The following is a 14,139-nucleotide window of genomic DNA, read 5'->3' as shown; positions in this document are numbered from 1 at the left end:
AAGAAGCTGAATCACGACAAATGACGCTCAATCCATTCAAAAGGATGATTGAAGTCACTTTTCAGATTTTGCTGAATCCTTTCAGCTTTTATACTGAATCGATTCAGCATATAATTCAACTAATCCAAGGATCAGAAGATTGGTTATATGATCCTACGCACAAAATACAGGTCACCCATATGACACTAGATGAGATTGCCAAACTAGCCGGTGTATCGAAAACGACAGCCAGTTATGTGATCAATGGCAAGGCGCAGAAATACAGAATCAGTGAAAAGACACAGCAGAAAGTGATGGCAGTGGTGGAAGAGTATAACTACCGACCAGACCATGCTGCTTCCTCGCTGCGCGCTGGTAATAGCCGTTCATTTGGTTTGATTATTCCTGATCTGGAAAACAGCAGTTACGCGCGTTTAGCAAAATTGATAGAGCAGAACTCACGTAAAGTGGGCTATCAGATTTTGATTGGTTGCTCAGATGATGACGCTGAAACCGAGCGAAAGGTCGCTGAAGCCTTGGTAAGCCGTCGTATTGATGCCTTGCTGGTGGCGAGCTCAATGCCAGACGCCAATGAGTTCTACTTGAAGTTGCAAAACTCAGGCACACCCGTTATTGCGATTGACCGTCCTTTAGATGATGAGCACTTTGCCTGTGTGATCAGTGAAGATTTCGAAGCTGCATTTGAACTGACGCATTCGATTCTTGATGACAGTATTCATAGTGTTGGTTTGATTGGTGCACTGCCTGATCTGAACATTTCACGTGAACGTCAGTTGGGTTTTGAAGCGGCGAATAAAGCACATACTCAACAAACAGGGTTAACCGAAAACAAGCCGATGGTTGTCGGTTATGGCGAGCACTTTGACCGAGAATCAGGGCGTGAGATTTTTGAAGAGTGGATTGCTAAAGGCACAGTACCTGATGCGATTGTCACTATGTCTTATACCTTACTAGAAGGTGTGTTGGATGTGATGGTCGAAAAGCCAGAGCTGATCAGCCAAGTAAAGCTGGCAACCTTTGGTGATAACCGTTTATTGGATTTCTTACCTTTTAAAGTCCATTCATTGCCACAGCAATTCGAAGTGATTGCAGACAGTGCCTTTGCACTTGCTTTGAACGCGTCTGCTAAACGTTACCAAGCGGGTATTGAGTTAGTACCAAGAAGCTTAGTAAAGCGTGGCTAGCTCGAATTTTACGCTTAGCTAGAAGCCTCGCGTTTAGCTCGAACCTGTAATTAACTCGAACTTGGTTTTAACTAGCACTGAGCAATAAGCCCATTTCTACAATGGCAACAATGCCGAGCAACAAAGCCAACACTTTCCAAAACTGGATTGGGTTTCGGTTTATCAAAGGTTGCTTGGCTTTGCTTTTCACCAAGCTTTGGTTTGGTGTGTAAAGGTCTGCTACAAAATCCCCCAACACTTGATGACGTTCGCTTGGTGATTCCGCGCAGGCTTTTTGTAACACCAAATCTACCCAACTTGGCAAGTCAGCTCGTTTCTGTGTGATGGGTTGGTATTCCCACTGATGATGACGAGATTGCTTAAGCGATTGTGCAGTCATTTCAGAGTAGGGCAATCCACCTGTTAGCATCTCATAGCCGATCACGGCGATAGAGAACAGATCCGAGCTTGTGGTGGCCGTGTTGTGCTTGATGGTCTCTGGCGCTATGTAATTGACCGCGCCTAATGGAGTGTCGTCTTTGTCGGTGAGCTCTCCCTCTTCAAGGCCTCTCACTAACACCGCACCAAGGTCGATGATTTTTACCTCACCATCACGTTGAATTATGATGTTTTCCGGCTTTAAGTCTCGGTGCACCATGTCTGCACGTTGCAGTACTCGAATGCCTTGAGTGATCTTTTCTAGTATGTCGCGTACTTCATTGAGTGACGGTTTTGGATTGTCGTACATCCATTGTCTTAGCGTGATGCCTTCTACCCATTCGCAGATTTGGTATAAGAATTGCGAGTTCTCTGGCGTCGGGTAAACCTTCATTACTCTCTTGTTTTTTAACAAGATCCCCGCCCATTGTTCATTAAAGAAAGCTCTGAGTTGCGAAGGGCTATCGTGATATTGGACGGAAGGGACTTTCAGCACGAACTCGGTCTGTGTCTCTTTCTGCATCACACGATACACATGGCTTCTAGATCCTGCATACAACACCTCAAGCACCATGAAGTTGTCGATACTTTGCCCGAGCTTTAAAGCGGGGGGGATGGCACGTTTAGCTAGCTTCTCATGGAACTCAATCAGCGAAGGTTTAGGCAGATGGCTGACTTGCACAATCAAGCAACTCACGTTGTCTGAGCTATTGTGGCTTAAAGCGGTGTTACAGATGGTTTGTGCTGCGTATTCGAAATCTGCTCCGGGTTTGTCGATGTGTTCCTTGAAGGTATTGGGAGAGACAAACTCGTGCACGCCATCAGATGTCAGGATAAAGCAGTCGTTTTTCTTGATAGGCAGGGTTTGATAGTCAACGTTGAGTTGGTTGTCCATGCCTAAGGCGCGTGTTAGATAATGCTTTTGCCCCATATTTTTACGGGTGTGATCGCGCGTTAGCTGGCGTAATTCTCCATCTCTTAGTAAGTAAATGCGACTGTCGCCCACGTGGAAGATATGTGCGGTGTTCGATTTTAATATCACGCTGCTGAACGTCGAAACGAGGGCATTGTGGTTCACTTGTTGTGCGGGATGAATATTAGAAACAGACGTGTTGAAGAGCCAAGAATTGAGGGACGTTAAGACCTTTTGCGCCGAACGTTGGATGCTCCAGCTTTGGGGAGTTGCGTAATAGTCGTCGATAAACTGCATCACGCTGGTGTGACTGGCTTTCTGGCCATGTTCACTGCAACTTGCGCCGTCTGCTATGCAGGCAACACTACCTTTCAACTCTTGCTCTACGCGAGTTTTGGGGTGTTTTACAATGATGGCGTCTTGGTTTTCATCACGTACGCCTTGATTCGAATAACCACCAAACTTAAGCGTTAACTGGTTGTTGGATTCTGGCGTGATGACTTGCCCTTGGCTGAATGAAATTGTCATAACTGGTCTTCTTCTTAACTGCTCTTCTTCCCGCTTCCTTGACAGAACATCCTAGGAAGAACAAAAGCCCTAGTGAACTTAGAGCCTTTGAACGAAGCACCTAGCATTGATGTATCCGCTAAGGTGCTTCTCCCGATTCAATAATATCAATGCTTCATAGTACTGAGACTAGCTTGAGACATTAATCAGCGTGACACTGCCATCGTCGTTTACTTCGGCGATTTGACCGTTAGGCTCTTCCATGAACAGTAGAGTCACAAAGCCAAGTACCGCTGTTGCAGCAATCACTAAGAAGAAGGTTTGGTAGCTCACGAATGACAACACAGTTAGGTAAACTACTGCACCCACGTTACCGTAAGCGCCCGTCATACCTGCAATTTGACCTGTCATACGACGCTTGATTAGAGGAACCGTTGCGAATACCGCACCTTCACCCGCTTGCACGAAGAAAGAACACGCCATCGCCGCAACAACCGCTAGCCATACAGGCCATGTGCTGTCGACTTGACCCATTGCGAAGTAACCCACAGCAAGACCAATCGTTAGAATAAGCAGTGTTGGTTTACGACCGAATTTATCTGAAATCCAACCACCACCTGGGCGAGACATTAGGTTCATAAAGGCATAAGCCGATGCAACCATACCTGCAAGAACCGGTGTTAATTCAAAGGTTTCAGAGAAGAACAGTGGCAGCATAGAAACCACAGCCAGTTCAGAACCAAATGTCGCGAAGTACAATACGTTAAGTACCGCAACTTGCTTGAATTTGTACTGGTGAATCTCAGGCACTTCTTCTTTAAATACGTTCTTGTTTACTTTCCAAACTTGCGACACTTCGTACACGTAAAGTGCTGCTAAACCTGCATACACAGAGTAAACCGCCATGTCAGACAACATGTTGATGTTGCTTGGTGATAGCTTCCAAGTCAGTAGCGCTAAAGCGGCATACATAGGGATCTTCATAATAAGTAGGAAGAAAAAGTCACCCTTTGATGTCACTTCCATTGCTGTTACTTGAGCAGGCTTGAAGTAAGTCGAACCTTTTGGTGTATCTGACACGTTTTTGTAGAAGATAAACGAGAACGCTAAGCTCATTACGCCAGTAATACCGACCGCATAACGCCAGCCGTCTTCACCACCAAACGCTAGAGCGAGAGTTGGAAGTGTGAACGCTGCTGCTGCTGAACCGAAGTTACCCCAACCGCCGTAAATACCTTCTGCAGTACCCAGTTCGTTGTGTGGGAACCATTCAGACACAAGACGAATACCGACAACGAAACCTGCACCAATGAAGCCCAGTAGGAAACGAGCGATTGCCGCTTGGATGAAAGAGTCTGCCAGAGCAAACATAAAACAAGGGATCGAACAGACAGCGAGTAGCGAAGAGTAGACCAACCTTGGGCCGTATCTATCGGTTAGCATGCCTATTGCGACACGCGCCGGAATGGTTAATGCAACGTTGAGGATAAGGAGGGTTTTGATCTCTTCAGTAGAAAGACCAAGCGTAGTTTTTACCATTTGCAGTAGTGGGGCAAAGTTGAACCACACAACAAAGGTAATGAAAAAGGCCATCCAGCTTAGGTGTAAGACCTTCATCTTACCCGTAAATGAAAGCAGCGAAAATTTAGTGTTATCCATGGTTTAAATCCTTTAAATCTGGAAAATTACCCGGTTTGTGCACCTGCGTTACTTCCGAACTTAGAACGCTTTTAATGTGCATAAACCCTGTGCCGAAATTGCGCACGCTAATAAGCGTTTGCATGATGGTGTCGGCGGTTTAGTTAACTGGCGATAGTAAGTGGTGCGAGAACTTGAACTTGTTCTCCTTGTTTGCGAACTTCAAATTTCACGAGCTTGAGCTCAGGCTGTTCAAGACATTCGCCAGTTTCTAAGTGGTAATGCTGCTTGTATAAGGGTGAGGCCACGTAAGGTTCTCCGCTTAATGAACCAATTATACCACGTGACATCACATTCGCCTTGCCGATAGGGTCGTAATTAGAGAGCCCATAAAGCGTGTCGCTGCGCTTGCAGTAAAAAATAGCCACTTGGTTATCGTCTACTTTGGCGCAAATTCCCCCGTTTGGGGTTAGATCGCTGGTGCTGCATACGGTTGTCCAATTTTCCATGACTTTCTCCTAGTCTAAAATTGAGTTTTTATTTTTTTATTGATGAACCTGATGAAATTTATGAAACCTCAGTCACTTCGATTTGGTCTGCTTTAGCGAGCTTTTCATCGCGTTTTGAATCGGAAGAAGAGCTCAAGCTCGGCTTAGGAAAACGCTGCTCTCGTTCTTTGATGAATGACAGGCTAGTGTCCATTTCTTCGCTGTTGATGTAGTGCTGGAAGCGTTTCATCTTTTCAGGGGTTTCGATGGTGGTTTTCCACTCACACTGGTATTTTTCGATGTTGAGGGCGATATCGGCCTCAAGTTCTTCAGCAACGTTGAGCTTGTCTTCAATCACGACTTGCTTGAGGTATTCGATGCCGCCTTCAAGGTTCTCCATCCATACCGATGTACGCTGTAAGCGGTCTGCGGTACGTGTGTAGAACATCAAAACGCGGTCGATGTATTTAAGGAGTGTGGTTTCATCAAGGTCGGTAGCGAAAAGGTCACCATGGCGAGGGCGCATACCGCCGTTACCACAGATGTAGAGGTTCCAACCTTTGTCGGTGGCGATAATGCCAAAATCTTTTGATTGGGCTTCTGCACATTCACGAGTACAGCCAGAAACCGCAAACTTGATCTTGTGTGGTGAACGCAGGCCTTTGTAGCGGTTCTCAAGTCGAATCGCTAAGCCAACACTGTCGTCGACACCGTATCGACACCAAGTGCTACCCACACACGATTTCACGGTACGAACCGATTTTCCGTAGGCGTGACCCGTTTCGAAACCTGCATCAATCAGCTTTTTCCAGATGATAGGCAGTTCGTTAAGTTGTGCGCCAAACAAGTCGACACGCTGACCACCGGTGATTTTGGTGTACAGGTCGAACTCTTTAGCGACTTCACCAAGTACGATCAATTTATCCGGTGTGATTTCACCGCCAGCAATACGCGGAACCACTGAGTAGGTACCGTCTTTTTGCATGTTGCCAAGGTAGATGTCGTTGGTGTCTTGCAGTTCGATGTGTTGATCTTCAAGGATGTAATCGTTCCAGTACGAAGCCAGAATCGAACCGACAGCTGGTTTACACACGGTACAGCCTAATCCGTTGCCGTGAGAATCTAACAGCTCATCAAAGGTCTTGATTTTGTTGACGCGGATGATGTCAGTCAGCTCTTGGCGAGAGTAAGCAAAGTGCTCACAGATATCGTTAGAGACTTCAACACCCAAGTTACTCAGTTCGCTATCGAGAACTTGTTTCGCAAGAGCAGAACAGCCGCCACAACCTGTTGAAGCATTGGTGGTTTCTTTCAGTGCAGCCATCGTGGTGCAGCCAGCAGATACCGCGTCTTTAATGTCGCCTTTAGTCACATCAAAACATGAACAAATAACAGCGCTATCAGGCAGAGCTTCAACACCCATTGCAGAGCCTGAATCATCGGCCACATTAGGCAAAATCAACACTGATGGGTTTTCAGGAAGGGGCATATCGTTTTGCTTGATTTGCAGTAGCGAGCCATAAGCTTCTGCATCACCGACCAATACCGCACCGACAATCTTTGTGCCGTCAGCTGAGATGATTAGGCGCTTATACACTTGTTCGATTTCATCGTTATAGGTATACGACTGAGCGCCTTCCGTCTTGCCATGTACTTCACCAATACTGGCCACATCGACGCCAAGTAGTTTGAGCTTGGTGCTCATGTCGGCACCAGTAAATGCAGCATCGTCAGTGCCGCCGGAGACAATATGCGAAGCCGCGACTTTCGCCATGGAGTAACCGGGTGCGACTAAGCCGAAGATCTTGTTGTCCCAAAGCGCACATTCACCAATCGCATACACGTTGTCGATGTTAGTTTGGCAGTGATCATTAATCACGATGCCGCCACGTTCACCAATGGCGATATCAGAGCTGCGAGCTAGAGCATCTTGTGGGCGAATACCCGCAGAGAATACGATCATGTCGGTTTCTAAATGGGTGCCATCGGCGAAGTTCATGCGGTAGCGAGCGTTTTCGCCATCGACTATTTCAGAGGTCGCTTTCTCGGTATGAACTTGCACACCAAGGTCTTCAATTTTTCTGCGTAATAGGGCACCGCCACCGTCATCTAATTGAACCGCCATCAGGCGAGGCGCAAATTCAACCACATGGGTTTCTAAGCCAAGGTTTTTGACTGCGTTTGCGGCCTCTAAGCCAAGCAGACCACCACCAATCACCACACCAGATTTGCTACCTTTGCTTGATAGTTCAATTGCGTCTAAGTCTTCAATAGTCCGATAAACGTGACAGTGTTCTTGGTCGTTACCGGGAATAGGGGGAACAAAAGGGAAAGAGCCCGTCGCCAAGATTAGCTTGTCGTAACTTTCAACGTGACCACTTTCAGTGATGACTTGTTGATTGGCAGTGTCTAGCTTGGCAACCTTCTGGTTCAACAAGTAGTTCACGCCGTTGCTTTGGTAATACTCTTCACTGGTCAATGACAGATCATCAGCACTTTTACCATTAAAGTAAGCCGTCAGCTGAACACGGTCGTACGCTAACCTTGGCTCTTCACTAAAAGTAATCACATCAAATTCATCACTGTCTGATTGCAGGATGTTGTCGATAAATTTGTGTCCAACCATGCCGTTACCAACAACGACGATTTTCTTCTTGCTCATAATCCATTCCTTATTCTCGGCATTATCATCACTAGCATCTAATTTCTAGTAGTTAGCAGATGAATACCGGGTTGAGATTCCACTCAATTCATAATCATCAAGAAAAACAAAAAATGTTTTTTCCAACTCTTGGTTTTTAGTTGAGCAAGGAGGGTGCCAGATTACGGTTTGTTCATTAAAATAAAAATTAATGCATATTTTTCAATGTCTTAAAAAATAAGGGTAACACATGATTACCCCTAAAGTAGTATGTAAATTTTTTGTTAGATTTATACAAATGAGCATTTGTGGTGCAACTTTCTGCAAGATGGTGCAAAAATTAAGTTTCTATCGTGGTTAATTTCTATTTTGCTCATTTCTGATAGGTTTGTGTTTATTAAGCTCTTGTTTTTATTGTTAAATATTTCTTGCTTGTTGATTGCTATGAAGTGGCGTGTTATTTGCTTATTTTCAGTTATTACAATTATGGATAATTGAGCGAGAAACGGATGACCGATTCAAACAGCGGCTGGATAAAATCGACCTGTGCTTATTGTGGTGTAGGGTGTGGAATAGAAGCGAGACCGACATCGTTAGGAAAACTAGAAGTGCGTGGTGATAAAGATCATCCATCAAACTATGGAAAGCTATGCACTAAAGGGATTGCGCTCGGCGACACCGTCACGCCTTTAGGTCGTCTTACACAGCCTGCTCATATTCAGAATGAGCAAAAACAAGAGCTAGATTGGAACAGTGCCACTCAGTTGGTCGCAGACAAATTCAATCAAACCATCGAAGAATTTGGGGCCGATTCCGTTGCGTTCTATGTGTCTGGTCAGCTCCTTACCGAAGACTACTATGTTGTCAATAAACTGATGAAAGGCTTCATCGGCAGTGGCAACATCGACAGTAACTCTAGGTTGTGTATGGCTTCAACCGTGGTCGGGCATAAGCGAGCATTTGGCGCAGACACAGTACCGGTATGCTACGAAGATCTCGAGCAAGCCGATCTAGTCGTGATTACAGGTTCCAACCTAGCATGGTGTCATCCGGTACTTTTCCAAAGATTAAGAGTCGCAAAACAAGCCAACCCTGCATTGAAAGTCATCGTCATCGACCCGCGTTATACCGACACCTGTGAAATTGCTGATATACACTTGGCATTGGAATCAGGCTCAGACGTCGCGTTGTTCAATGGTTTATTGGGTTACCTCGATGATAACGACAAGCTAGATACAGACTACATAGAAAACCACACTCAAGGCTTTACTGAATCGATTCGATCTGCGACTCAATATCGTTATACAGAGTCGGGCTGGGGCGACAAAAGCGTTCCTGAGCTCACAGGGTTAACAGAGCAGCAGCTGAAACAGTTCTACAGTTTGTTTGCATCGAACGAGAAGGTGCTAACCATTTACTCCCAAGGCGTGAACCAATCGACACAAGGGTGCGATAAGGTAAACGCCATTATTAACTGCCATTTAGCCACCGGGAAAATTGGCAAGCCGGGCATGGGGCCATTCTCTGTCACAGGACAACCGAACGCGATGGGCGGACGTGAGGTGGGCGGGTTAGCCAATACTTTAGCGGCGCATTTTGAATTTGGTGATCCGCAATCACACCAAACCGTCAGCGAGTTTTGGCAAACCGACAGCTTAGCCACACATGCGGGTTTAAAAGCGATTGACCTGTTTGATGCCATGAATGAAGGCAAAATCAAAGCGGTGTGGATTATGGCAACCAACCCAGTCGTGAGCCTGCCTGACAGTGAAAAGATCAAAGCGGCATTAGAGAAGTGCCCATTTGTGGTGGTGTCTGATTGTATTGCCGACACTGAAACCACTCGCTTGGCCGATGTGGTGCTGCCCGCACAAGGGTGGAGTGAGAAGTCGGGCACCGTAACCAACTCTGAGCGTCGAATCTCACGCCAACGCCGTATATTACCAAGCCCAGGAGAAGCCAAACCGGATTGGTGGATCTTGAAAGAAGTGGCGCAAAAAATGGGATTCAAAGAGCAGTTTGATTACCGCCACGAAGGCGAGATCTTCAAAGAGTATTGCGAGATGACAGCGCTCGGCAATGAAACGGGCAAAGCGCGAGACTTGTGCTTAATTGGACTCACGCAACTGGATGAAAAAGGCTATGGCGAACTCACTCCACAGCAATGGCCAGTACTTGAGTATCAACCTGAGATCATCGAACAGCGCATGTTCACCAATGGTGAGTTCTTTACCGAATCAGGCAAAGCGCAGTTTATTGCAGTTGAGCACGACAAACCGATTGCCGATACCAGCCTTGAATTCCCACTTATCATGAACACAGGGCGAATCCGAGACCAATGGCACACCATGAGCCGCACGGGCTTGGCGGCAGGTTTAGGTGAGCATACCCCTGAGCCTTTTGTTGCGATGCACCCAGATACCGTTTCAGAACTGAACTTGGATGAGTTTGGGCTAGATGCTTTCAACCACGCCACTATTAATCCAGTGGTGAAAGTGCGCAGCGCACAAGGGGAGTGCCAAGCCCGCTTAGTGGTGACCAAAGAGATGCGCCGTGAACAAGTCTTCATGCCTATCCACTGGAACGCACCCACCGCCAAAGACAGCAAACCATGCGAACTAATCTTGCCTCATACCGATGCCGCATCAGGTCAGCCAGAATTCAAACACACACCTGTTGTCGTAGAGCCGTGTGGTTATCGTAGTGAAGCCGCACTGGTCAGCGACAAAGTGATGGACTGCAGTGGCTTTGATTACTGGGTTCGCCAAAGAGTGGAGGGCGGTTTTCTGTATCGAATATCTTCCTCTAAGAACCCAATGGAGTTGGTGATTCAGCTTGCTAATACCCTCGATGCCTTGCCAGAACCTGACGCAGAAGCGATCAAATCACTCCATTATCATGGCAATAAATCATTCAAGAACTACGGCTCTGCCAAGCTGGGTCAGTCTGGCGTAAAGCAAGCCTTCGTGGTGAACAGTAAGCTAGACCATCAAAGCATCGACTGGCTGGTGGAGTGCCTAACAAGAGAAGCCGATGAAGAGTTCGAAGCCGAGTTTTTGAGTACTATGGCGAAGTAGTTACTACCTCTCACTCATCATACCTATAACAAAAACGCCGACAATTACGTCGGCGTTTTTGTTTGAGAATACGATTCCCAAGATAAAACCTTTATTGCCTGAACTGCGGCTTACTCACACATTAGGGAGTTTTCTGCATTTTGCAGAAACTATATGGAAAATTTCTGCTTTTCGTCATGTTTGATACGAAGATAAGTAGGTAAGATAATGTTATTAAATGAGTTATTAGACTAAGTGTAGTGTGTCTTGGAAACTAGACAGAATTGTTTCAGGGACAAAATATAGAATTATTCTGTCTAATATAGCTGTTATGTCACCAGATAAGGAGGTAATTTGAATTTATCAAACTTGATTGCCGTTATAGGGGTTATTGTTGCTATCATTATCCCCTTAGTAACATTTGCATATAAGAATCCTAAAGGTTTTTCTGTGTTTAAATGGAGCTTTGTTAAATATACATTTTTAGTTTGGTGGGCGATTTGCGTTCTTGTAATGACGTTATGGCTTGGTTCTAAACTTAACTTGTTGACGGTTCATTTTTTCTCTCAGGACTTTATCCAATTTCTCGATAGGCTAGATAGTTTTGAGATATTTGTAATTATCGTAACTCCTCCGATTATCGTGTGGTTTACATTAAACATAGTAAGTAAAGTCTCTAACTTTGGGAAAGTGACATAACAAAAGCATTTAAGAGGGATTCCCAACGCTCGGCATTTTTGGTTTGCTTCAAGTTAAGTGTCTACGGCACAATACTTTAAGTTCAGTGGTCGTGCGTTGCTCACCACTTAATGCGGCTACCGCAATCAATCATCTAACCTTTTCATAGCTGTACGGTAAACATCGCTACGTTCGCGTTTTCCGACTGCTAAGACGGTTACAATGATGACATCGTCTTCAACTTTGTAGACGAGACGGTAGCCCGATTGGCGCAGCTTAATCTTATACATGTTGTCAGCTCCAGAGAGTTTTGAAGCCGGAACATGCGGGTTATCTAAACGCTCGATTAGCTTTTTCTTAAATTGTTGTTGAAGCGTTGAGCCAAGCTTTTTCCACTCTTTGAGTGCACTCTTTTTAAAGTCGAGTTTATAGGTCATCAATATTTACCGAAATACTCTCTTCAGATTCACGCTCTTTCGCAATAGTTAGTAGTTCAAGATCTTCGAGTCTGTCCATCATCATTTCGTACGCTTCGGCTGGTACGCAATAAAATGCTGGCTCATTTCGGTTCAGTACAGCAACAGGTTCACCGTAAGCACTAGTTGCAACTTTCATAGGGTTAGCTTTCAACTCAGTAATGCTTGCAGCAACATCGGCTAAAATTCTAGTGGTCATGTAATAGGTCTCTTAAGTGGTCTTTGTTTTGGTCATTTTAGCCTCAACCAAGAGGTATAACAAGTTGCTTAAGAATAATTCGCAACGCGTGGCATTTTTACTATGCGTTGGTTTATGTGTTTAAGGTATTATGCGGAGGCTAAGGTATTGGTTTGCTCACACCTTAGCAAGGCGTAAAGTGTCGATATCTTGGGATAATAGTTCTAGATATCTAATTCAAAATAGCTGCGTAAACCTTAATTTAGAGGCTCTTGAACCATGGTATTACTTATAGTTTGGTTGGCTATTTGGGTTTCTTCAGTCAAGCCACTTGCTTCTGTCGCCCGACGAACATACCGCATTAGAGTACAAAGTAGTTCGAATGGTTGGAAAAGTATTTTGTTTTTTTATATTGGCTCACCTTACCTTTGTTCAACTATTTAGCTTTCCTGTAGATAGTTGGTTTTACTGGGTACTTCCAGTACTAAATGTTTTGTTTGTTATGCACATGCTCTTGCTCTTGGATTTGGTTCTAGATCGTTATAGTGTGGTTGATACTTCACGTTTTACCCATCGTTCAATTGCACCTTTTTTGGTGTCATGTAGTGCATTTATTGCAATGCTTTTCTACTCAGCTTATCTCAATGATGCAATACTGAGGGGAGTATGTATTGCTGCTCTCTCAATAGGTTTGACAGGGTTTCTAGTAACTTATAGAAATGTAAAATAGGGTCATACAGCTAACAGAGTATTTTAGGTTGATAAGAATCAACCCAACCAAACAGGGCGCCAATAACGGCGCCCTTTGTGTTAGTTGGACACGCTGTAAGTGTCGTAATTGCGAAGTAAGAAGATTGCGATACAGGCTGCGAGCATTGGCCAAGAGGCGAAGAATAGAAGGTTATTGAACGGGTCCATGTATTTTCCAAAAGAGGCGAAAGTTGAGCCTGCATGAAGGACTAAAATGGCTCCGTAGGTGTACTTTTTCCACATGCCCACAACGAATGCGCCTAAAAATCCGAGCTGCGCGACACCCAGAGCCATCATCGCATTGTTCGAGATGTCGATGCCGTAAAAGCCAGACAGTACTTTTGTCGCGTGCTCAGGGACAAGGATCTTATCTAAGCCCCAGAACAAGAAGACGATAAAAATGCCGATTCTCAGCAGTAGTAGGCTAGTCGCCAGTTTGGTTTGAAGTGTCTTTTCCATGATATCCCTTATGATGCATTCAATGATGCGATGATTTAAATGTTCATCAAAGGAGACCCATAGCCTTCGCATTTTCTTTCGTTGTTTTTTAGTGCCTTATGTAACAAGGAATGTCTGATTAACCTTTGCTTATATAATATGTCATTTTTTTGATGTGGTATCATTCACGCAGTTAACTGTTAATGGATATATAACGTGAAAAAATACCTACTATTATCGCTTTCGGTTTTAATTTTGGCTGGTTGTGGAGCCCCTCGTTACACTGGGAGCGCGATTCCAGAACCTACGACTGAAGTTGATGTTGTTATCGTTAAAGACGCTGAAACACGTGAAGGGTTTTTAAATACTATGGAAACGTGGCTGCAAGATAACGATTATACCTACACCGTCGTACCTGATAAGTCGAAGCACGATCTTGATAAGCTGACATTGGAGTATGAAGGCCATTGGAGCTGGGACTTAGCGTTGTTCTTAAAGCAAGCGGAGATCAATGCTTATCAGAACGGACAAAGAGTAGGTGAAGTAGAATTTAAAGTCCCATACACGGCTAACCCAAACAAATTTGGTAATGCAGCTAAGCGTATTGGTTTTATGATGGATACGGTATTTGGTAAGAAAACTGCTGAAGAAGCAACGAAAGCAGCTAATTCATCAGATTCAAAAGCGACGAACTAGTCTAATTAGTTTACTAACTTATACCTTTGTTCGCTTTCTATTTTTCTTTAAGCTCTGCTCGAATAGACGAATAGACGAA

General features: G+C 44.8%; 11 protein-coding genes. 4 read left to right on the top strand and 7 right to left on the bottom strand.

The features are described from left to right. Nucleotides 1–179: 179 nt before the first annotated feature. Nucleotides 180–1,184: a catabolite repressor/activator gene (cra, locus tag AB4375_RS04805; protein ID WP_048608697.1), complete on the top strand. Its 1,005-nt coding sequence runs from the start codon at nucleotides 180–182 to the stop codon at nucleotides 1,182–1,184. Nucleotides 1,185–1,251: 67 nt separating this feature from the next. Here the strand turns inward: cra and AB4375_RS04800 are convergent, their stop codons facing one another. The 4 genes from AB4375_RS04800 to nirB all read right to left on the bottom strand — a co-directional run bounded on the left by AB4375_RS04800 (nucleotide 1,252) and on the right by nirB (nucleotide 7,809). Next, nucleotides 1,252–3,042, bottom strand: coding sequence for a protein kinase domain-containing protein (locus AB4375_RS04800; protein WP_372051115.1), 1,791 nt, complete (start codon nucleotides 3,040–3,042; stop codon nucleotides 1,252–1,254). 168 nt (nucleotides 3,043–3,210) lie between these two features. Beyond that, nucleotides 3,211–4,680, bottom strand: a complete 1,470-nt coding sequence (locus tag AB4375_RS04795) for a NarK family nitrate/nitrite MFS transporter (RefSeq protein ID WP_017060867.1) — start codon at nucleotides 4,678–4,680, stop codon at nucleotides 3,211–3,213. 143 nt (nucleotides 4,681–4,823) lie between these two features. Then, entirely contained in the window at nucleotides 4,824–5,168 is a 345-nt protein-coding gene (gene nirD / locus AB4375_RS04790) for a nitrite reductase small subunit NirD (protein WP_136977923.1), read from the bottom strand. A gap of 58 nt (nucleotides 5,169–5,226) precedes the next feature. Continuing rightward, nucleotides 5,227–7,809: a nitrite reductase large subunit NirB gene (gene nirB, locus AB4375_RS04785; RefSeq protein WP_372051114.1), complete on the bottom strand. Its 2,583-nt coding sequence runs from the start codon at nucleotides 7,807–7,809 to the stop codon at nucleotides 5,227–5,229. A 473-nt stretch (nucleotides 7,810–8,282) separates the two neighbouring features. Here nirB and AB4375_RS04780 point away from each other — a divergent pair, with 473 nt between their 5' ends. Together AB4375_RS04780 and AB4375_RS04775 are read left to right on the top strand one after the other, a co-directional pair. Beyond that, complete coding sequence (locus AB4375_RS04780; protein ID WP_372051113.1) at nucleotides 8,283–10,865, top strand: molybdopterin oxidoreductase family protein; 2,583 nt, start codon at nucleotides 8,283–8,285, stop codon at nucleotides 10,863–10,865. Nucleotides 10,866–11,198: 333 nt separating this feature from the next. After that, nucleotides 11,199–11,543, top strand: coding sequence for a hypothetical protein (locus AB4375_RS04775; protein WP_017038978.1), 345 nt, complete (start codon nucleotides 11,199–11,201; stop codon nucleotides 11,541–11,543). A gap of 125 nt (nucleotides 11,544–11,668) precedes the next feature. Here the strand turns inward: AB4375_RS04775 and AB4375_RS04770 are convergent, their stop codons facing one another. From AB4375_RS04770 to AB4375_RS04760, 3 genes are all read right to left on the bottom strand, one after another. Then, complete coding sequence (locus AB4375_RS04770) at nucleotides 11,669–11,959, bottom strand: type II toxin-antitoxin system RelE/ParE family toxin (RefSeq protein WP_372051112.1); 291 nt, start codon at nucleotides 11,957–11,959, stop codon at nucleotides 11,669–11,671. Further along, nucleotides 11,949–12,197, bottom strand: coding sequence for a type II toxin-antitoxin system Phd/YefM family antitoxin (locus AB4375_RS04765; RefSeq protein ID WP_004730320.1), 249 nt, complete (start codon nucleotides 12,195–12,197; stop codon nucleotides 11,949–11,951). Before AB4375_RS04765 ends, AB4375_RS04770 begins: the two co-directional genes overlap by 11 nt. A gap of 789 nt (nucleotides 12,198–12,986) precedes the next feature. Continuing rightward, nucleotides 12,987–13,385, bottom strand: coding sequence for a hypothetical protein (locus AB4375_RS04760; protein ID WP_102398497.1), 399 nt, complete (start codon nucleotides 13,383–13,385; stop codon nucleotides 12,987–12,989). Nucleotides 13,386–13,580: 195 nt separating this feature from the next. On the opposite strand from AB4375_RS04760, the gene AB4375_RS04755 reads away from it, so the two are divergent. Next, a complete protein-coding gene (locus AB4375_RS04755) occupies nucleotides 13,581–14,060 on the top strand; it encodes an Sbal_3080 family lipoprotein (protein WP_017068825.1) in 480 nt (159 codons plus the stop codon). Nucleotides 14,061–14,139: the final 79 nt, after the last annotated feature.

Source organism: Vibrio sp. 10N.261.51.C6, assembly GCF_041471785.1.
Taxonomy (GTDB): domain Bacteria; phylum Pseudomonadota; class Gammaproteobacteria; order Enterobacterales; family Vibrionaceae; genus Vibrio; species Vibrio crassostreae_C.
Note: the sequence above shows the minus strand (reverse complement) of the source record. Positions and strands in the feature narration are given on the sequence as shown.